Below are 19,884 nucleotides of genomic sequence, written 5' to 3' on the forward strand. Positions count from 1 at the left end.
TTACCAGAACCAGCCCCCGCTGGAGAGCTGATCCTTGCATTGTCGATACTGGGCGCCGTAGCGCTGGGCGCGAGCCTCCACCTTGCGGGATGTCTTCATCAGCCATCCCTTGCTGCGGTAGCTGCCACGCCGATAGCCACCCCACCCTTCGTGATAGTTGAGATACTGGCCATACGCATCCCACTTGGAGGTGCCGTTCAGCCGCTGGGCCTTGTGAGTGTACCAGCCCATGAAGTCGATGGCGTCGGCAAAGTCATCGCGATCGCTCCAGCTATTGCCGGTCTCCCGCTGATAGTCGGCCCAAGTCTCGTCTTTCACCTGAGCGTAACCATAAGCCGAGCTGGCCCGCCCGGTCGGAATGAAGAGGAAATACTGCATCGGCGGCTGGGCATCGTGCACGAAGGAGGACTCCTGATACATCATGGCCATCACCACCTGCACAGGCGTTCCCCACTTCTCGTTCATCTTGAGCGCCGCCTTGTGCCAGTCCGGCTTCTCGCGAAAGATCTGGCACAGGTTTTCCGGCTGGGCCGGCGGCCGGGTACTGCAGGCGGTCAGACCGGCCAGCAGGCCGGCCACCGCAACGAGGCGCATCCAGGACATCAGCGGGCTCGAGTCTCCATTCGTTGGCTCATCACAAGGCTCGGCCATCCGTCAGATGGCGTCTTCGTTCTCTTCGCCGGTACGGATGCGGATGACCCGCTCCACCTCGCAGACGAAGATCTTGCCGTCACCAATCTTGCCGGTGCGGGCGGTGTTCTGGATCGCTTCCAGGCAGGCATCGAGATCCTCGTCCTGCACCACCAGCTCCACCTTCACCTTGGGCAGGAAGTCGACCATGTACTCGGCGCCGCGATAGAGCTCGGTATGGCCCTTCTGGCGGCCGAAGCCCTTGACCTCGGATACCGTCATGCCGTTGATGCCGATCTCGGCCAGGGCCTCGCGCACATCGTCCAGCTTGAACGGTTTGATGATGGCTTCAATCTTCTTCATGGTGACTCCTTACCAGTTCTGTTTGCCAAACCCGGACGTGATGGGGTAACGGCGATCCTTACCAAAGTTGCGGGCCGTGATGCGGGGCCCGACCGCCGCCTGACGGCGCTTGTATTCGTTGAGATCCACGAGGCGGATCACCTTGCGCACCACCGCCTCCTCGAAGCCTTCCGCCACCATGTCAGCCACGGAGGCATCTTCTTCCACATAGCGCTTGAGGATGGCATCCAGGATGTCATAGGGGGGCAGGCTGTCCTGATCCACCTGGTCCGGTGCCAATTCTGCCGAAGGAGGACGGTCGATGACCCGCTGCGGGATCACATAATCGACGGAATTGCGGTATTCGCACAGCTTGAAGACCAGCGTCTTGGGAACGTCCTTGAGCACGTCGAAACCGCCGGCCATGTCGCCGTACAGGGTGGCATAGCCCACCGCCATCTCGCTCTTGTTGCCGGTGGTCAGCACGATGCGACGACGCTTGTTGGAGAGCGCCATCAACAGCACACCACGGCAGCGAGCCTGCAGGTTCTCTTCGGTGGTGTCGCGGGCGGTCCCTTCAAACAGCGGCGCCAGCTGGGCCATAAAGCCTTCGAACATTGGCTCGATGGAAATGATGTTGAACTCCACCCCCATCCGTTCGGCCTGCTCCTTGGCATCTTCCACGCTCATCTGGGCGGTGTAGCGGAATGGCATCATCACCGCCTGCACCTTGTCGGCGCCGATGGCATCGGCCGCGATGGCCAAGGTCAGCGCCGAGTCGATGCCGCCGGAGAGGCCCAGCACGGCGCCGTGGAAGCCATTCTTGGTGACGTAGTCGCGCAACGCCAGTACCAGTGCCTGATAGGTCTCGGCCAAGGGTTCCAGTGGTGCGGCGGGTTCCCGCTCCTTCACCGGCTGACCATCGGCAAAGCGCACCAGCGCCAGCTCTTCGGCAAAGGGGGCCAGCTTGTGAGTCAGCTCGCCCTGGCTGTTGAACACCTTGGAGCAGCCGTCGAAGATCAGCTCGTCCTGACCGCATACCTGGTTGAGGTAGATGAGCGGCAGACCAGTCTGATCGCAGCGCTCGGCCATCAGCTCGCGGCGGATCCAGGGTTTTTCCTGATCGTAGGGCGAGGCATTGATGGTGAGCAGCAGCTCAGCGCCAGCGGCCTTGGCGGCCAGCGCCGGCCCCGGCTGCCAGAGGTCTTCGCAGATGAGCAAGCCCAGCTGATGACCACGGAAGGGGACCACGCAGGTCTCGGTTGCCGCGGTGAAGTAGCGCTTCTCGTCGAAGACCCCGTAGTTGGGCAGATCCTGCTTGAAGTAGCGTGCAACCAGTTGCCCCTGCTCATAGAGGGAAGCGGCGTTGTAGAGCGCCTCCCCTTCACGCCAGGGGTGACCCACCAGAATGGCGCAAGCCCCCTGCCATGCCGCGATGCGGGTCAGCGCGGCCTCCACCCGGACCATCAGGTCGGCGCGCAGCAGCAGATCTTCCGGCGGGTAGCCGGTCAGGGCCAGTTCGGAGCAGACCAGCAGATCGGCGCCTTGCCGATCGGCTTCGGCGGCTGCCGCCAGCACCTTGTCACAGTTATCTTCGATGGCGCCTACCGTCAGATTCAACTGGGCAAGCATCAGAGAGAGGGCTTTTGCCATGGCGATGCATCTTGAATTCGAAAATGATGGGGAATGATAAAGAAAAGGCGCTGGCTGTGCCAGCGCCCAAGACTCAGGGGGTACAAGTCAGGCTGCTCGCGTTGGTCACGCCGTTGTCCACCAGCAGGCCACAGGGCCCGGTGATCACCTGACCGCTGGCGGGCGGTGTCATGGCGATGCTCAACGATGCCGGCTTCAGCAGATAGGTGGTGTTGCCCTGGGCACTGTAGGAGAAACTCACCACCAGGCTGCTGTTTTGTGCCGCCGTGCAGACATAGGTGGCCGGCTGGTTGTTGGCCTGGGGCTTGTCGATACGGCAGGTGGCCCCCGTGGTGGTGGTGGTCACGCTCAACCCGTTGAAGGTGTTCTTGTTGCACGCCGTGGGGGATGGGTCCTTGTTGCTGACCTTCTCCAGACACTCGATCCGCCCCGACACGGTCAGGGTCGGTACGGTTTGGGCGCTGGTATCGATCGCCACCGGCATGCTGGCGCTCTTGGCTTCACTCTGATCCACTGGAGAGATGAGCGAGGCAGTGATCCCCGAGTTGCCTTGATAGGCGGTCACCTTGATCGACGCGCTCTGCAACACGTTGGAGGCATCCTTGGTGCTCTTCTTGGCAGACAGGTAACCGCGACTGTAGCTGCCGAAGTAGTAGTTGTTGAGATCGACCACCGTCTTGACCGTCTCGTTGGTCACCCCTACATAGTCGGAGACACTGCCGGTCAGCTGGCCACTCAAGGGTACCAGACTCCACTCGGCCAGCATGGTCAGGTTGATATCCTGGAATGGCACCCTGGCCAGCAGATCCTGCGAGGTCAGGTCGAGTGCGGCCAGATAGGTGGGCGAGAGCACATCCACATAGATGCCACGCGCGATCAGCTGGGCCGTGCCCGTGCTCATGGTGACCTTGGTCGTGGTGTCTCCCCCCGCCGCCGCGTTGGCAGGCAACCAGTCGGCAAACTCGGTGATGGTCGGTGGCGTGGCGGTGGGGTTCGCGGTCCAGTTGAGGGTGTTCTTCTGCCAGGTGATGTAGGTGGTGACCACGTACTTGATGTAATTCTGGTAGCTGGTCTGATTGGCCGTCTTGGCGAGGAAGTCGGCGCTGGTCACTATGACTTTGATCAGGTTCCACTCGGGCAGAGGGCGATAATAGCCATCGAGCCGGACGAAGCGGCAGGCATCCACATAGTCGCCACTGTTGACCGAGGTGAGCGAGCTGTTATAGCGCTGCCTGTTGGTGTGCAGCGGGGAGTAGAACTGATCAAAGCTGCTGCCGCTGCCATCGAAGTGGTTCTTGCAGCAACTGGTGCAGAGAGTGGGTTGATCCTTGACGCTGCTGTTGAGGATGCCGGTCTGCTTGGTGACCTGGGAGCCCACGCTCCAGTAGAGAAGATTGCTGTCGGTCAGGATCGCCTGGCCCGGCAGGTAGGCATTGACGCTCGAGCCGTAACTGCAAGAGCAGGAGACCGAGGCCAGATCCTGCAGCACCTGCTGGGTGTTGCCGCCGTTGTCGGGCTTGTAGGTGACCGTCTCGAACTGCACCAGCTTGCCGACGGTGCCATCCTTGGAGGTCACCGTCGGCAGCGGTTTGCTGGTCTCCTGCTTGCGCCCTTCCTGATCGATCTGGATGGAGATGACGTCCGGCGCCACCCCCGGGGTATAGACCACCTGGGGTGGCTCGCGACTGGTATCGAGCCCGCCATTCAACTGGTTCTGGGCCAGTGACTCTGCCGGCGACACTGCACCGGCCAATAACAACGAGACTGGATTCCCGTCATTGTCGCTCCAGCTGACGGTTACGTTGACGACCTTGCGACCCGGGTAGGACTGCAGGTATCCCGCCGGGGCCGTCGTCTGCCAAGCCGTACCATTCCAGTACTGGTTGTTGACGGTCCAGCTCAGGGTATAGGTCCCGCCGCCGTCGGCGGGGGTGACCGTACTGGTGCCCGCCGCAATGCTGTTATAGGCCGTGAGCGGAGAGACGGCACTCACCACGCCGTTGAAGGTACGAAAATCATCGAGTTTCGACTCGGCCAGCCGCATCGCCACCTCATAGCGCCGACCGTCCTGGGAGGCCCCGAGGATCCCGCGCGACATGGCCACCAACCCGGCCACCCCCACCCCGAGCAGAACCAGGGTGATCAAGATCTCCAACAGCCCGAATCCCTTGTGCGGTTTCATGTTCGCTCCTACCAGTCCCGCCAGCTACCGGGCACTAGGTTAATGATCTGAAATGCGGCTCCATTCTCGATATTGCTCAGCACCGCCTGGTCGTACTTGGCGTCGAAGGTCCCGTTGGCGGTCTTGCCCAGTTGGTAGTTGGCAACCACTGCGCCATTGACGATGGCGCCCCCCTTCAAGCTGATATCGTTGGTAGTCGTGGCGGGTGTGGAGGAGTAGGCGAACACCAGCCCATAGAGGGTGGCGTTGCCGTTGACCATCAGATCCCCGTTGCGCACGATAAGCACCACAGGTGCAGCAACCGAACCGATCGAGCCGCCCGGCTTGCAGTCCCCATCGACGATGATGAGTCCACGGGAGGCGGTCGACAACGAATCGCAATTGGTCAGCATCTGCACTGCCCGCGACTCCAGATTGGCCCATCCTGTTGCATCGTCATTCTCGTTGAACAGATACCAGACCAGATCGCTTGGGAAGGCGGAATCGTTGTCCTTGATGTCCGACTGCTTGTCCCCCTTCTGGCTGATGTAGGCACTGCACCCTCCGCTGTAATCCCCCTGATGGCAGGTCTGACCGGAGCCATTGGTCAGATCCACATTACCGTTGGTCCAGATGGAGAGCGGCACCCCAGGCCCGCCCCCGTTGGGATTGGCCACCACGGTAAAGTTGCCGGAAACGGCCATGCCACCGGCAACCGTCAGAGGGGCTGCCGGGGTGCCAGCCAATACGCTGACCTTGATGGTCTTTATCTCCACATCAGCATTGGCAGTACTGTCAACCAGGGTAGCCTGAGCTCGCACCCTGACCGGCGTCACGCTCGCCCCGCCCACGGTCACGGCTGTGTCGTCCAGCGCAAACAGGGTATAGGTACCGGCCGACACAGTGACCGACACGCCACTGCTGGCGCTACGCCAACTTGCGTCCTGCGCCAAGCGGCCGACCCCGTCGGATAAACCCAGTTCGGCCAGGGCCAGCGCCTGTCGATACTGCACTTCGTTGAGGCTGACACGGCGGTCAGACACCATCAACTTGCCCACCAGCAGCGAGATACTCAGCAACATCACAGTAAGCAGCAAGGTAACGGTGAAAGTGGTAAAACCAAGATGACGTTGCATGACATCAATACCCGTCGTTGCGCAGCTTGATATCACGCTGCAGGGTGAGTTTGAGCGCGGTGTTGGCCTTGAACTGGCCCGATATGTTCAGCCGCACCGTCCGTGCACCTGACGAGACGCTGCCACTCAACAGCGAGAAGGTGAGATCCGTAATTTCGATGGTATTGTCGGTACTCAGCAGGCTGCCGGTGCTGCAACTGGTGCCAAGCTGCACTCCTTTGTCGGCACTGTCGTAGCTGTAGATATAAGTTTCATCAGCCCCAAGAGAGCCGTTGTTATCATCATCGTATTTCAGCCTGATGCAGCGATAAATCTTGGAGCCAGTGACCGTCTCATTCATCAGATCGCTGCTGGTATCGAAATAGAAAGGAGATCTGGCTCCCGATGCCGCGCCGAGAAAGGCTGTCGCCCCCTGATCATAACCGGTGCGCTGCACGTCACGGGCAATCATGTCGGTGACGCTCTGCAGCTCCTGATTGAGGCGGCTCACCTGCATGGAGGTTTGATTGACCCTGAGGATGGTGGCGAACAAGGATGTCACCGCGGCGACCAGCAGCAGGCCTGCCACCATGGCAACCATCAGCTCCACCACATTGAATCCCCTTGGTGCTCTCAACATGCAGGCACTCCACTGATATTGCTGACTCCGCAGGTACGCACACGTCCGACATTGTTGGTCTTGACCTGCATGGAGTAGGTACCGGATGAGATGGCAATATTCCCCGCCGTCAGGGAGGACCTTCTGGGAGAGATACTCAGGGGCCTGATGTTGCTCGACGATTCACTGTAGCTGGCAACCAGGCTGATACCGGGATATTCACTGGCATCGCCCCCCTTGCGCCCCTCAATGCTGGAACAGTGATCGCTACAACTGTTGCAGCTGCCATCAATAAAAATGCGGTAACACCAATTGCTGGTGCCGCTGTTGAAGATGATGAATTGCAGGGTGCGATTACGCTTGATGGCCTCGGACTTCAGCAACATCACATCCGTATACACCGCCTGGGTGGCGGCCTTGACCATCTGCTCCTGGCGCAGTGATTGATAACTGGGAATCGCAACGGTCAGCAGCAGAGCGACCAGAGACAGGGCAACCATCAGCTCTATCAGGGTAAAACCGGCGGATCTGCCCTTTCTGCCTTCCATCGTTCAAGACTCCTTTCTTTTTGCACATGCCAGTAGAGCACACCGTCAGTACTATCCTATAGTATCAACCTGTTTCACGAAGCATGCCGCCCCATGAAAGCCAAACAGTCCGGAATCACGCTGCTGGAACTGCTCGTTGCAGTCGCCATCGTCGCCATCATTGCATCCATCGCCTACCCCAGTTTCAGCGACGGTTTGCGCAAATCCCGTCGAGCCGAGGCGTTCAAGGGCTTGCTCAGCATGCAGCTGAAACAGGAAGAGTTCAGAGTCTCCAACACCAGCTACGGCACGACCCCGTCCCAGGTGGGCAACCCCACCAGCAGCTACTACGACTTCACCATCTCCGGGGCTACCGCAACCACCTACACCCTGATCGCCACCAGCAAGGGAGCGCAGGTGGGTGACAAGAGCGGCAGCACCGCCTGCGATACCCTCACCCTCAACAAGGCTGACATCAAGACCCCAGCCGCCTGCTGGTAACGTATTACCAGCACTCGGCGGCCGTCATGCTGGCCATCGACACCCCCTGCTGTCCCCCCTGATCCAGAGTCAGCAAGCCGCAGGGATCGCCGTTCATCACTCCGGTCGGGATCGCCGTCAGGGTATAGCGGGCACCGCTGGCATTGAGCGCCAGATTGTAATAGGCAGCCCCGCCATCCCTGGGCAAGGTGGCCAGTCCGGCTGAGGCCAGATTGCCGCCATCATAGTTGCCATCGGCGGTAAACTGCCGCTCCATGTATTGCGCCGCCTCGAGCAGCGCCGCCTTGGCCTCGGCCCGCTTGGCCGACGCCATGTAGCTGTTATAGCTGGGGTAGGCAATCAGGGTCAGAATCGCCATCACGGCTACCGCAATCATCAGCTCCAGCAGGGAAAATCCACGCTCCATCTCCACCTCTACTCCAGTTGCAACCAGGACTGGCGACCCCCAAGGTCACCCGCCCCCTCTTCCAGCGTGACCGAGATATTGCCGCTGGAACCACTGATGTACTTGCGCTCCATGTCGGCATCCTCCACCACGCTCGGCGTCGTGGTGAGCTCGTCAAACTGCTTGCCGCTGACCGGCACCTTGATGTCGTTGCCGCTGCCGTCCTTGATCCCCACATAGTCGTCATCGTTGACGGCTCCATCGCCATTGACGTCGAACACCGAGTAGCTCAAACGCGCCCCCGAGACAGGATCCAGCTCCATCAGCCAGGAGCGTCCACCAAAGTCACAGGCATCCGCCGAGGGGATCAGGGTATTGAAGATCAGCCGTTTGTTGCGGTAGAGCATCTCCGAAACGGCTCGCTCCCCTACCCCCTTACTCAACGCAGGGGATTTGAGCACCAGATACCACCCTTTCTGGCTGGTGTAGTTGACCGCCGTGTTGGAGACCACCCTCACATTGAACTTGATGGTGGTGCCATTGGCGGAGTATTCGTGGGTAATGCTCTGCTGCTGCAACTGGCTGGCGAGCACGGTCGCTCCCGCATCCCAGATGCCGTAGACGGCCTCCAGCCTGGGGGTTGCCGGCAACAGCTTGTCGTCATTGGTGAAATAGCTGCCGGTTCCCATCAGCACCATGATGCCCCCCTTGGGATGGCGGATGGCCAACGGACGCATGGTAATGGGTTGGCGCGTGCTGGCAGAGCAGGTCCCGTTGCACGCCTGAAACAGCGGTTTTGGCTTGTTGCCGGTCTTGAAGGCACTCCCCCACTGGGCGCTGTTGTTGTCGGTCAGGTCGAATTTCCACAGATTGCCCTGCAGATCGCCGGCATAGACATAGTCCGCCACCCGATCGCCGTCCTCGTCTACCGGCAGGGGGGATGAGAGGCCATTGGGTTCGCTGGCCGAGCCCACCTGGGTATCGATTTCCTTGATCACGGCGCCGGTCGCCAGATCCAGCACAAACAGCCGGGCGGTCTGGCTGGTGCTGTTGTAGCCGTTGGCCACCAGCGCCACCCATTTGTTGCCGGACTTCACCCGGACCAGGGTCGGCGCAGCCAGCGCTACCCCCATCTCGGCGCTGGTAAACTCCCACAACATCTTGTCGGCGGTGAAGTTGTCGGGGGCCGTTACGTCGATGGCAAAGACCGCCTTGCCTCCGGCGCCGGTCGACCCCAGCAGCACGGTTTTCCAGCTGCTGCCAAGATAGGCATCCCCCACTTTGGGCGTACCGTCCACATAGTAGCGGTGGCTGTAATCCGGCTTGGTCAGCAGGCTCAGATCCCCCAACAGGCTGGCCGGGATGTAGCCCAGCGTCTCCACCCCGTTGGCGACCCGAAAACCGTGCAGCATTCCGTCATTGGCCCCCACGTAGAGCATGGGTGTGCGGCGACTGATGGCCGTCGAGCCGAGGAAACTCTGGTAGCCCTCCCGCTCGGCCTGGGTCAGGCCGGTGGCGCTGCCATAGCCGTAGTCCCGGTTGCCGACATAGACGGGATCCGAGTTGATGATGTCCCCCAGCAGGTCGCTGCGACTGCGAAACAGGCCGCCATTGTTCTGCTCGCGACTGCGATCACCGCGCAAGTAGGCGACCCGGTTTTCCCCCTGGTTGTCACCGGCGAGGTTGAACAGGGCGCGATTGGTGGCGTTGAGATCGGCCCAGGTGAAGGGAATGCCGACCCCGTTCTGGCGAGTGAAGAGGCTGCGGGCGGTATGGGCAGGGATCTGGGTTGCGGCATCCCAGGCCATGTTGCCCAGCGAGCCGTCGCTGTTGAGCGGAATGGAGACGAGCTGCCCGGACCAGTCGCCACTGTTGTAGCGGGCCTGATAGATGTGGGTATTGCTGTCCAGCCGGGTGGCGTTGGCGGTCACCGAACTGGCGGAGCTGTTGCGGGCCGCGATCTGGGCCAGAGTGCTGCTCAGGGCCGCGGCAAAGACGTCGGGGTCACCCGCGCTGAAGAAGCTGCCCTTGCTGTTGAGCGCCGCGTGCCACAGGTCATCGATCTTGTACTCCGGAATATAGGTCGCGTTCTTGTACTCCTTGTCATCCGGATCATGGGGATTGGGCCAGCTGTTCGGGATGCCGTTGGCCGGATTGAGCGACCCGTTGACCCCGAGCCCAACGGTAAAGTTGACCAGATGCTGCCAGTTGGCAGGATCTGCCGTGCTGGTCGGCACCTTGTCGGCCAGATCGGCACGCAGGTCTGTTTTCCAGTACTTGTAGGCCACGTCGGCCAGGGTATTGCTGTAGCCATCCTTGTCCAGATCCCCCACCGAGGGGGTATCCCCGTTCCAGTAGCCATCGGTCATCAGGATGTTGTAGCTCTGCCGGCAGGTGAGGTGGGGCAAGGTGCTGCCGGCGCTGGCCGCCCAGGGGCCATTGTTGTCGGTGCGGGAGAAATACTCCCCCACATCCTTCAGGCTGGTGCGCAGCGGCGTGCCGGCGGCCGGAATGTCGCGGCTGTAGAGGTCGCTGAAAAAGGCGCTGCGATCGGTGCCTGAGAAGGGCGCCACCCCGCGGATCACGCTGCCGCTGGCATTGATGGTGGCAAACCCCACCCGCAGGGCCTGTCCCTGACTGGCGAAGGCACGACCGACCCCGGCCCGGGCCGCCAGGATCCGGGAGCGATAGTAGGTGTACCAGTTGGCGAAGTTCTGGATCTCCTCCTCGTAGGTACATACCGGTGCGCTCTTGCAGTCGCTGCGATTGGGGCGCCCGCCATAGGTGCTGCCGGACTTTATCTCGACCCGGGTATAGCTGCTCGCCCTCTTTACGTCACCGCTGCCCTTGTAGGCGAAATAGACGGCGGGCCAGAAGGTCTCGTCATCGTTGTAGTCGCTGGAGGAGAACCCAGTGTAGTAGCGCAACGACTTCGAGCGGTTATTCTTGGTCAGGTCGCGACAGCCGGCGGTGGTGTTGAAGGGGTTGTGCGGCGCGCAGCTGATGCTGGCATTCGCCATCAGGGTACCGTCCGCCTTGGCCCATGGGCGGTAGCTCAGCAAGGGGTTGTAGTAGAGCTTGTTGTTGTTGCTCGAGCGGGTGTAGGCGTTGCGATCGTTGTTGCTGGTGAAAGTCACGGTCCGGTTGTCATAGTCCTCGCTGCCATAGACGTTGTCGGCACGGGGATAGACGTAGCGAGCGCTGTTTTCGATCAAATCCTCCGGCATCAGCTCGAAGTGCATCGAACCTGAGTCATCCAGACTGAACATGATGTTGGGTTCGGCCCGGGTGCCGAGATAGAGGGGAACCTGGGCGATGTCGAGCGCCGCCTGCACCTGGGTGCAGAGCAACAGGGCACAAAATCCGTAGCCAGATGCACGCATGGTTCCCTCCTAGCGGCTGTAGGTCGATTGCAACAGCACCCGGCTCTCGTCCGAGAGGCCAAATCCCCGAGCCGTGATGCGATAAAGACGGCGCTCGCTGATGGGCTCGTCCACCGCCAGGCTCTCGTTGCTGCTCTGGGTGTAGGGCAGCCGCTCGATGAAGTACTCTGGGGCCCGTCCCACCAGCCCGCTATTGGCATAGGTCCGCCAGGCCGTGGAGGGAGAAGCGGGATCCACCGCCACGCTGACGAACTCATAGAGGCCAGCGCTGTTGTCGTAGGGGCCTGAGTTGCCCGCCTCCAGATAGCGCTCGGCAGCGCGCAGTGCCGCCTCCGCCGCCTGCAGCGCCTGTTGCGACTCCTTCTGGTTGCCCGCCATTTTCTCCTGCAGCAGGGCGCTCTGCATGCTGGCCATCGCCAGCAGGCTCACTACCGCGAGAAAAATCAGGCTGATCACCAGTGCCATTCCCCCTTGTCGCCCCATCATGCCTCCCTCCTCATGGCAGCCGGTTGCGCAAGGCGACCGTGGTTTCGGCCACCCAGTACCAGTGGCTGTCGGTTGCCTGGAAGGTAGCCCCGGCGAAGCTGATGGCCTGCGGATCCGACACCACATTGCCCTGGTTGCTGCGCATCAACAGCTGAACGCCGATCCCCAGCACGTTGTCCCAGTTCGGGTTGCTGGCGGCACTCACGTAACGATCCGCCGCCCGATCCCGGTTCTGATCCTCACCGAAGGTCAGCTGGATGTCGGTGACCCCGTCCGCCAGCAGCATGCCCGCCCCCAGCCCACTCTTGCGATAGAGGGCATAAGGTGCGCCGGCCGAGGGACGGGCGATGTAATAGACCCGGGTTTCCATCCGGCTCAATACCGAACCGGCGCCGAAGCGCTCCTCGACCGGGCTGCTGGCCCCACCCCAGGAGCTGACGGCATTGCCCGGGGTGTATTTGTTGTCGTTGGAGTGGCCGATGTTGACCTCGCTGCCCCCTCCCACCACCTGGGTTTGGGTGATCTGGAAGATCCGCGCCTTCTGGCAGTCGGAGACCATGACGATGTCCCCCTCGCACAGGTCGCTGTAGCCCTGCTTGCCGGTGCCGCAGTAGTTGGCCTTGCTGGAGAGTTGCTGCACGAACAGCTGGGCGGCGCTGTTGTTGCGGGTCACCGGCACACCGCTGCCGGTAGGCCCCTGCACCAGCAGCACGTCGGTTCCCGGCTTGGGTTTGGGCTCGGCCGCGGTAAACAGGGCCGACAGCGGCGCAGGCAGCGTCGCCGTGACATTGTCATAGCCGCGCAGATAGACGGTGAAGTTGTAGGGCAGCGCCGTCGCCCCGTTGAGGGTATTGGTGATGTTGACCCCCTGCTTGCTGAGGCAGCCCTGGTAGCCCACCATCCGCAGCTCTTGTTGCAACAGGTTGACGGCAAACCGGCTGTCCTCCTGCACCCGGGCGATGGCCTCACCGGTCAGGTAGGTTTTGTGGTTGCCAAGCAGCACCTGAATGATGATCCCGACCGTCAGCAGCGACAGCAGCAGGGCGATCATCACCTCCACCAGACCGACACCGGCCTGGCGCAGCAAGGTGCGCCGCCCGTTCACAGATCCGTCCTCAGGGTCATGCTGCGCAGCGCAGGCTCGGTGGCCAGCCGGCTGGCATCCCACTGGATGGTGATGGTCGCCTGTCCGGCACTCACGGCAATGGCCCCATCACCGCCGGGCAGGCCGCCGAGCGCCTGTTTCCAGTACTGCACATCCTGTATCGCCATTGAGCTGCCGGAGACCGCCTCCCCCAGGCCGACGTTGTACTGGCCGAGCAGAGCCGCGCTGCGGTTGGCCCGCATCATGTCGGTGATCATGTAGGCAAACTGGGTCGCCTCGGTCCGGGTCAGGGCCGACTGGTTGCTCTTGAGTGCCTGCAACTGCAGGGTCGCCATGCCGAGGATGCCGATCGACAACACCAGCACGGCGATCATAATTTCAAGCAGCGAGACGCCTTGCTGGTGCTTCATATGCAGCTGGTCTCCGTGATTGAAGGGCGGCCGGCCGGGGTGATCGTGATGTCGCGCGATGCCTCCTGAGCGCAGTCGGGCGGCTGCAGGGAAAACACCAGCGCCGCCTGGGTGCGACCATCGAGAAAGCCATTGCCACTGAAACGTACCAGCGACGTATTGCTGACCAGGGTGCCTGCTCCCATGTCGGGAAAGAGTCGCAGCAACTCGCCGTTGTCCAGGGTGCCGTTGCCGTTGCTGTCGACCCAGATCTGCCAACCTGATTCCCAGTGGTTCTGGGTCAGATTGCTGGTGGAGGCGGAGAGAGTGACCGCCGTATTGCGGCGAATGGCTTCGGAGCGGGCAAGGTTGATGGCGGCCACGAAGTTGTTGGCCTGGCTGGTCAACGTCATGTTGCGCATTATCGCGCTGAAGGAGGGGACTCCCAGCGTCAGCAGGATAGAAACGAGCGCAATGGTGACCATCAGCTCGATGAGGCTAAAACCTGAACGCAAAAACATCCTGTTTCGCTCTGATTTTGTCGGGGGGCCGGCTGCACATCCATCTGCCATCAAGCCGGTGATAAGTTCATCAGCAGTCTAGGCCGCGAACCTTCGCTTGCAATTCAATCTACTCAAATCTTGGACATACATCATCAAATTTCGCTGCGATATCACGGCAACGCGGCCAACAAGAGCCATAAGAATCACCCATGAAAAAGCCACCTCGCTGGAGGTGGCTCAATCAGAGACGGTGTAGTCCCGCAGGGGGCGCATCGCTCACAGGATGCGCAGTTCCGGCGGCACTTCAAACACCACGTTCTCTTCACGACCGGGGTGCTCAGCCACCACCTTGCCGCCCAGCTCGCGCAGACGGGTGATGACGGACTGCACCAGCACCTCGGGGGCGGAGGCACCGGCGGTGACACCGATCGCCTTGACTCCCGCCAGCCAACCGGCCTCGATCATGGAGGCATCGTCGATGAGGTAGGCTTTGGCACCCACCTTCTCGGCCAGCTCCCGCAAGCGGTTGGAGTTGGAGGAGTTGCGCGACCCCACCACCAGCATGGCGTCCACCAGCCCCGCCATCTCCCGCACCGCGTCCTGGCGGTTCTGGGTGGCGTAGCAGATGTCATCCTTGCGCGGCCCCTGGATCTTGGGGAAGTGGGCACGCAACGCATCGATCACGTCCGAGGTCTCGTCCACGCTGAGGGTGGTCTGGGTGACGAAGCAGAGATCGTCCGGGTTCTTCACCTTGAGCTTGGCCACGTCTGCCGGCGTCTCCACCAGATACATGCCGCCCTCGCGATTCTCGTACTGCCCCATGGTGCCGATCACCTCGGGGTGGCCGGCGTGGCCGATGAGCACGGCTTCGGAGCCCTTGCGACTGGCGCGATGGACTTCCATGTGAACCTTGGTCACCAGCGGACAGGTGGCATCAAATACCTTGAGGGCGCGGGACTTGGCCATCTCACGCACTGTTTTGGCCACGCCGTGAGCAGAGAAGATGACGATGCTGTCATCCGGCACCTCGTCCAGCTCCTCGACGAAGACGGCGCCCGCCTCCTTGAGCTTGTTCACCACGTAGCGGTTGTGCACCACTTCATGACGGACATAGATGGGGGCACCGAACTTCTCCAGCGCACTCTCGACGATGCTGATGGCGCGGTCGACACCGGCACAGAAGCCGCGGGGATTTGCGAGCAGGATATCCATCAGAGCACCTTCTCCTCGTCATCAACCCCCAGGATCTCCACCTCGAAGGTGACGGTGTGACCGGCCAAGGGGTGGTTGAAATCGACCGTCACCGACATCCCTGCCACCGCCCGGACGATACCCGGCAGCTCGCTGCCGTTGGGCTGGTCGAACAGTATGATGGTGCCGACTTTCGGCTCCACATCGGCGCCGAACTTGGCGCGGTCCAGATGGTAGATGTTGTCGGGGTTGGAGAGGCCAAAGGCCTCTTCCGGCGCCAGGGTGAAGCTCTTGCTCTCCCCTTCGCGCAGCCCCAGCAGGCACTGCTCGAAGCTCGGCGTCAGGCTGCCGTCGCCCATCCGCAGACGGGCCGGCTTGCCGTGCAGCGCCGTGCTGTCGGCCACCGAGCCGTCTTCCAGCTTGATGGAGAAATGGAACAGTACACTGCTGTCTGCAGCAATCAGCTGGCTCATGAAGTCGCGTCCTGTTTTTTCTCGCCACGCAAGCCGTCCAGCACGATCATGGCGGCGCCGATGAAGATGAAGCTGTCCGCCAGATTGAACGCCGGCCAGTGGGCACGCTGCCAGTAGAAGTCGAGGAAGTCGACCACATGGCCCAGCACCAGCCGGTCAAACACGTTGCCGAGCGCCCCGCCGATGATCAGGCTGTAGGCGATGCCGCTCCAGCGCTGGGTGACCGACTGCTTGCGCAGCCAGTGGATCAGCAGGCCGCAGATGGCGAACGCCAGTACGGCGAAGAACCAGCGCTGCCAGCCCCCCTGCTCCGCCAGGAAGCTGAAAGCCGCCCCCTTGTTGTAGACGTGGACCAGGTTGAAGAAGGGGGTGATCTCCACCCCCGGGTAGCCAAACGGCAGCAGCTTGACCACGGCGAGCTTGCTCGCCTGGTCCAGTACGAAGGCCAGCACCGCCAGCCACAGCCAACGCAGGCCGCTTTTATGTTGAGTCATGTTCATCAGGCAAATTGACGAGTTTCGCCGTCACCCTCGACGTTGGTGACGCAGCGGCCACAGATCTCTTCATGGCCCGCGATGGTGCCCACGTCTTCCACATGGTGCCAGCAGCGGTCGCACTTGGCGGCGGCAGACTGGGCCACGCTCAGCCACAAGTCATCACGCTCGGTTGCCACGGCCTCTGCCGGTGCGGCATCGACGCTGACCACCTTGGCCTTGGAGGTGAGCAGCACGAAGCGCAGCTCATCGGCCAGGGCGTTCAGACGCGCAGCCAGCTCAGGCTTGGCGAACAGAGTCAGCTCGGCCTGCAGGGAACCACCGATGCGCTTCTCGCCACGGGCCACTTCCAGCGCCTTGTTCACTTCACCGCGCACGGTGAGGATCTCGGCCCAGAACTCGTCGTTCAGCACTTCGCCCGCTTCCAGCCCGAACAGGCCGTCGTACCACTCCTCGGTGAACACGAACTCGCCGCGCTCGCCCGGCAGCAGGGCCCAGATCTCGTCGGCAGTGAAGCTCATGATGGGCGCCATCCAGCGCACCATGGCCTCGGCGATGTGATAGAGGGCGGTCTGGCAGGAGCGACGGGCCAGGCTGTCAGCCTTGGCGGTGTACTGACGATCCTTGATGACGTCCAGATAGAAGGAGCCCATCTCGATGGAGCAGAACTGCATCAGCTTCTGGGTCACACCGTGGAAGTTGTACTCGTCGAACGCCGCCACGATCTCGGCCTGTACCGCTTTGGCACGGCCCACCGCCCAGCGATCCACCACCACCATGTCGGCCGGTGCCACCATGTCGGTCGCCGGATTGAAGCCGTTCAGGTTGGCCAGCAGGAAGCGGGCGGTGTTGCGGATACGGCGATAGGCGTCGGCGGAGCGCTTGAGGATCTCGTCGGAAACGGTCATCTCGCCGGTGTAGTCGGTGCTGGCAACCCACAGACGCAGGATGTCGGCACCCAGCTTGTTCATCACGTCCTGCGGGCTCACCACGTTGCCGATGGACTTGGACATCTTGCGGCCCTGACCGTCCACGGTGAAGCCATGAGTCAGCACCTGGTTGTAGGGGGCCTTGTCCTTCATGGCGACGCCGATCATCAGGGAGGACATGAACCAGCCGCGGTGCTGGTCAGAGCCTTCCAGATACATGTCGGCCGGCTTGCCGTTGAACTCGGGACGGGCATCGACCACAGAGGCGTGGGTAGAGCCGGAGTCAAACCAGACGTCCAGGGTATCGGGCACCTTCTCGTAGTTGTCGGCGTCCGCGCCCAGCAGCTCGGCCTTGTCCAGATCCCACCAGGCCTGGATACCGGACTGCTCGACCCGCTTGGCCACCTCTTCCATCAGACGCACGGAATCCGGGTGCAGCGCCTGGGTATCCTTGTGGACGAACAGGGAGATGGGCACGCCCCAGGTACGCTGACGGGAGATACACCAGTCAGGACGGTTCTCGACCATCGCCTGAATGCGGTTTTTACCCCAGGCAGGCACCCAGCCGCTCTGACCATGCTGGGCAATGCCCTCTTTCTCGATGCGCTCGATCTCTTCCAGGGCACGCTGCCGAAGACCCTTCTGCTCCATGCTGATGAACCACTGGGGGGTGGCACGGAAGATGATCGGGGTCTTGTGACGCCAGCAGTGCGGGTAGGAGTGGTTGAACACCTTGTGATGCAGCAGGGCGCCACGCTCGGTCAGCACCTCGACCACGGCCGCATTGGCCTTGAACACGTGCTGGCCGGCAAACAGTTCGGTATCCGGCAGATAGACGCCGTTGCTGCCAACCGGGTTGGCCACTTCCAGACCGTACTTCTGACCGACCACGAAGTCTTCCTGACCGTGACCAGGAGCGGTGTGCACCGCGCCGGTACCGGCGTCCAGGGTGACGTGATCACCCAGTACCACAGGCACGTCGAAGCTGTAGAAGGGGTGGTTGAAGCGCAGCTGCTCGAGCGCCGCGCCCTTGGCGTAGCCCAGGTTGTGGAAGTGCTCGATGCCGGCGCGATCCATCACGTCCTTCACCAGCTCGGCGGCCAGGATCAGACGCTCGGGATTGTCACCCTCGACCTGCACCAACGCATAGTCGAGATCGGCGTGCATGGCGATGGCGCGGTTGGCCGGCAGGGTCCACGGGGTGGTGGTCCAGATCACGGCAGAGAGGGGCCCCTTGCCGGTGTGGCCTTCGGCGCAGTCAAACTTGGCGGCAACGGCAGCCTCGTCGACGGCCTTGAAGCGCACGTCGATGGAGGGGGAGTTCTTGTCGTAGTACTCCACCTCGGCTTCAGCCAGCGCGGAGCCGCAATCGGTACACCAGTGCACCGGCTTGGAGCCTTTGTGCAGGTGGCCGTTTTCAACGATCTTGGCCATGGAGCGGATGATGTTGGCTTCGGTGCCAAAATCCATGGTCAGGTAGGGGTGTTCCCAGTCACCCAGCACGCCCAGACGGATGAAGTCGGTCTTCTGCGCTTCGATCTGGGTCTTGGCGTATTTGCGGCACTCGGCGCGGAATTCGGCGGAGGAAACCTTCTCACCCGGCTTGCCGACCATGCCTTCCACTTTCAGCTCGATGGGCAGACCGTGGCAATCCCAGCCCGGCACGTAGGGGGAGTCGAAGCCGGAGAGGCCCTTGGACTTGATGATGATGTCTTTGAGGATCTTGTTGACCGAGTGACCGATGTGAATGCTGCCGTTCGCATAGGGGGGGCCATCGTGCAGAATGAACGAAGGCTTGCCCGCTTTGGCGCGGCGAATGGCGCCGTAAAGATCCTGATCGTACCAACGTTTCAGCATGTTGGGTTCGCGCTTGGCCAGATCGCCACGCATCGGAAACTCGGTTTCCGGAAGATTCAGGGTGTGTTTATAGTCGCTCATCAGTCCTGGGTTCCCTTCTTTTCTAAAAGAGTGCTGGGTAAATGAAATTGTGGCAGCCCGAACCAGGCTCGGGCCGCCAGGGCATCTCGTTCGATCTGCTCTTTCAAGGCGGTGAAAGAGGCAAACTTCTGCTCTTCGCGCAGCTTGTGGCGAAGCAGCACCTTGACCTGTTGACCATAAAGGTCGCCAGAAAAATCAAATAGATGTACTTCCAATCTGGCTTGTGTACCGCTCAAGGTCGGCCGTACACCCACATTGGCGACACCGGGGAAGGTCTTGCCGGAACATATCACTTCCACCGCGAACACGCCACCGACCGGGATCACCTGACGCTTGAGGGCCAGATTGGCGGTGGGAAAACCTATGGTGCGGCCCAGCTTTTCACCGTGGGCCACCCGACCGCTGATGGTATAGGGACGGCCGAGCATCAGCTCCACCTCCGCCATCCGGCCAGCCGCGAGGGCCTCGCGCACCAGCGTGCTGCTGACCCGCTGACGGGACAACTGGAAACTCTGGGTGCTGATCACCTCGAAGCCGAAGCGCCGGCCGGCCTCCTCCAGCAGGTGGAAGTCCCCTTCCCGCCCCTTGCCGAAGCGAAAATCGTCGCCGACCACCAGATAGTGCACGCCGAGTTTCTCCACCAGCAGTTGCTCGATGAAGGTGTCCGCGGACTGCTCGGCAAAGCGGTGGTTGAAGCGCACGCAGAGCATGCGATCGATCTGCATCCCCTTGAGCGCCTCGTACTTTTCCCGCAGGCGGCTGAGGCGGGCCGGCGCCGCGGCCCCGGCAAACAGCTCCAGTGGCTGCGGCTCGAACAGCATGACGCAGGCCGGCAGGCCGAGCTGGGCGGCCTTTTCCTGCAAGCGAGCCAGCACGGCATGATGACCCTGATGGACCCCATCAAAGTTGCCAATGGTCAATACACACCCCCGGTGACGGGGCTTGATATTGTGAATACCGCGGATAAGCTCCATCAGTGCCTTGTGCTTTGCTGCTATGAAAATCGCCGGATTATATATCAGGCGGCACGCCGGGTCAGCCCTGTTGCTGACCCGATTTC

Annotated in this window: 19 protein-coding genes; 1 reads left to right on the plus strand and 18 read right to left on the minus strand. The window is 61.7% G+C overall.

From position 1 onward, the window contains the following. The 7 genes from BN1143_RS16410 to BN1143_RS16440 form a co-directional block, all read right to left on the minus strand. Complete coding sequence (locus BN1143_RS16410) at positions 1–594, minus strand: transglycosylase SLT domain-containing protein (protein ID WP_272943021.1); 594 nt, start codon at positions 592–594, stop codon at positions 1–3. 60 nt (positions 595–654) lie between these two features. Further along, positions 655–993, minus strand: coding sequence for a nitrogen regulatory protein P-II (glnB, locus tag BN1143_RS16415; RefSeq protein ID WP_005308848.1), 339 nt, complete (start codon positions 991–993; stop codon positions 655–657). A 9-nt stretch (positions 994–1,002) separates the two neighbouring features. Further along, the gene (locus BN1143_RS16420) at positions 1,003–2,625 is read right to left on the minus strand and encodes an NAD+ synthase (RefSeq protein ID WP_042051418.1); all 1,623 of its coding nucleotides are present in this window, start codon (positions 2,623–2,625) and stop codon (positions 1,003–1,005) included. A 73-nt stretch (positions 2,626–2,698) separates the two neighbouring features. Further along, the gene (locus BN1143_RS16425; RefSeq protein ID WP_017782211.1) at positions 2,699–4,807 is read right to left on the minus strand and encodes a type IV pilus modification PilV family protein; all 2,109 of its coding nucleotides are present in this window, start codon (positions 4,805–4,807) and stop codon (positions 2,699–2,701) included. Between the two features lie 8 nt (positions 4,808–4,815). Further along, the gene (locus tag BN1143_RS16430) at positions 4,816–5,922 is read right to left on the minus strand and encodes a hypothetical protein (RefSeq protein WP_042051419.1); all 1,107 of its coding nucleotides are present in this window, start codon (positions 5,920–5,922) and stop codon (positions 4,816–4,818) included. 4 nt (positions 5,923–5,926) lie between these two features. Next, positions 5,927–6,514 carry a PilW family protein gene (locus BN1143_RS16435; RefSeq protein WP_005308840.1) on the minus strand — a complete coding sequence of 196 codons (588 nt, stop codon included), beginning with the start codon at positions 6,512–6,514 and terminating at the stop codon, positions 5,927–5,929. A 20-nt stretch (positions 6,515–6,534) separates the two neighbouring features. Continuing rightward, positions 6,535–7,068, minus strand: a complete 534-nt coding sequence (locus BN1143_RS16440; RefSeq protein WP_042051420.1) for a GspH/FimT family pseudopilin — start codon at positions 7,066–7,068, stop codon at positions 6,535–6,537. A 93-nt stretch (positions 7,069–7,161) separates the two neighbouring features. Here BN1143_RS16440 and BN1143_RS16445 point away from each other — a divergent pair, with 93 nt between their 5' ends. Continuing rightward, entirely contained in the window at positions 7,162–7,548 is a 387-nt protein-coding gene (locus BN1143_RS16445) for a type IV pilin protein (RefSeq protein WP_005308836.1), read from the plus strand. Positions 7,549–7,552: 4 nt separating this feature from the next. Here the strand turns inward: BN1143_RS16445 and tppA are convergent, their stop codons facing one another. From tppA to ribF, 11 genes are all read right to left on the minus strand, one after another. Beyond that, complete coding sequence (gene tppA, locus BN1143_RS16450) at positions 7,553–7,954, minus strand: type IVa pilus pseudopilin TppA (protein WP_017763999.1); 402 nt, start codon at positions 7,952–7,954, stop codon at positions 7,553–7,555. Between the two features lie 8 nt (positions 7,955–7,962). Then, on the minus strand, positions 7,963–11,316 hold the full coding sequence (locus BN1143_RS16455; RefSeq protein ID WP_042051421.1) for a pilus assembly protein: 3,354 nt from the start codon (positions 11,314–11,316) through the stop codon (positions 7,963–7,965). Between the two features lie 9 nt (positions 11,317–11,325). Beyond that, the gene (locus BN1143_RS16460; protein WP_082038598.1) at positions 11,326–11,802 is read right to left on the minus strand and encodes a pilus assembly PilX family protein; all 477 of its coding nucleotides are present in this window, start codon (positions 11,800–11,802) and stop codon (positions 11,326–11,328) included. A 10-nt stretch (positions 11,803–11,812) separates the two neighbouring features. Then, positions 11,813–12,907, minus strand: coding sequence for a PilW family protein (locus tag BN1143_RS16465; protein ID WP_010635135.1), 1,095 nt, complete (start codon positions 12,905–12,907; stop codon positions 11,813–11,815). Beyond that, positions 12,904–13,317 (minus strand): type IVa pilus pseudopilin TppB, encoded by a 414-nt coding sequence (tppB, locus tag BN1143_RS16470; protein ID WP_005308826.1) that lies wholly within the window; start codon positions 13,315–13,317, stop codon positions 12,904–12,906. The genes BN1143_RS16465 and tppB overlap by 4 nt, the downstream gene beginning before the upstream one ends. After that, complete coding sequence (gene tppE / locus BN1143_RS16475) at positions 13,314–13,817, minus strand: type IVa pilus pseudopilin TppE (RefSeq protein WP_010635136.1); 504 nt, start codon at positions 13,815–13,817, stop codon at positions 13,314–13,316. Before tppE ends, tppB begins: the two co-directional genes overlap by 4 nt. Positions 13,818–14,075: 258 nt before the next feature. Then, positions 14,076–15,011 carry a 4-hydroxy-3-methylbut-2-enyl diphosphate reductase gene (gene ispH / locus BN1143_RS16480; protein WP_042051423.1) on the minus strand — a complete coding sequence of 312 codons (936 nt, stop codon included), beginning with the start codon at positions 15,009–15,011 and terminating at the stop codon, positions 14,076–14,078. Further along, on the minus strand, positions 15,011–15,463 hold the full coding sequence (fkpB, locus tag BN1143_RS16485) for an FKBP-type peptidyl-prolyl cis-trans isomerase (protein WP_042051424.1): 453 nt from the start codon (positions 15,461–15,463) through the stop codon (positions 15,011–15,013). Before fkpB ends, ispH begins: the two co-directional genes overlap by 1 nt. Further along, positions 15,460–15,963, minus strand: a complete 504-nt coding sequence (gene lspA / locus BN1143_RS16490) for a signal peptidase II (protein ID WP_042051425.1) — start codon at positions 15,961–15,963, stop codon at positions 15,460–15,462. Before lspA ends, fkpB begins: the two co-directional genes overlap by 4 nt. After that, entirely contained in the window at positions 15,963–18,824 is a 2,862-nt protein-coding gene (gene ileS, locus BN1143_RS16495) for an isoleucine--tRNA ligase (protein WP_042051426.1), read from the minus strand. The genes lspA and ileS overlap by 1 nt, the downstream gene beginning before the upstream one ends. Continuing rightward, the gene (gene ribF / locus BN1143_RS16500; RefSeq protein ID WP_017763993.1) at positions 18,824–19,798 is read right to left on the minus strand and encodes a bifunctional riboflavin kinase/FAD synthetase; all 975 of its coding nucleotides are present in this window, start codon (positions 19,796–19,798) and stop codon (positions 18,824–18,826) included. Before ribF ends, ileS begins: the two co-directional genes overlap by 1 nt. Positions 19,799–19,884: the final 86 nt, after the last annotated feature.

Origin of the sequence: Aeromonas dhakensis, assembly GCF_000820305.1 — a bacterium.
GTDB classification, from domain to species: Bacteria; Pseudomonadota; Gammaproteobacteria; order Enterobacterales; family Aeromonadaceae; genus Aeromonas; species Aeromonas dhakensis.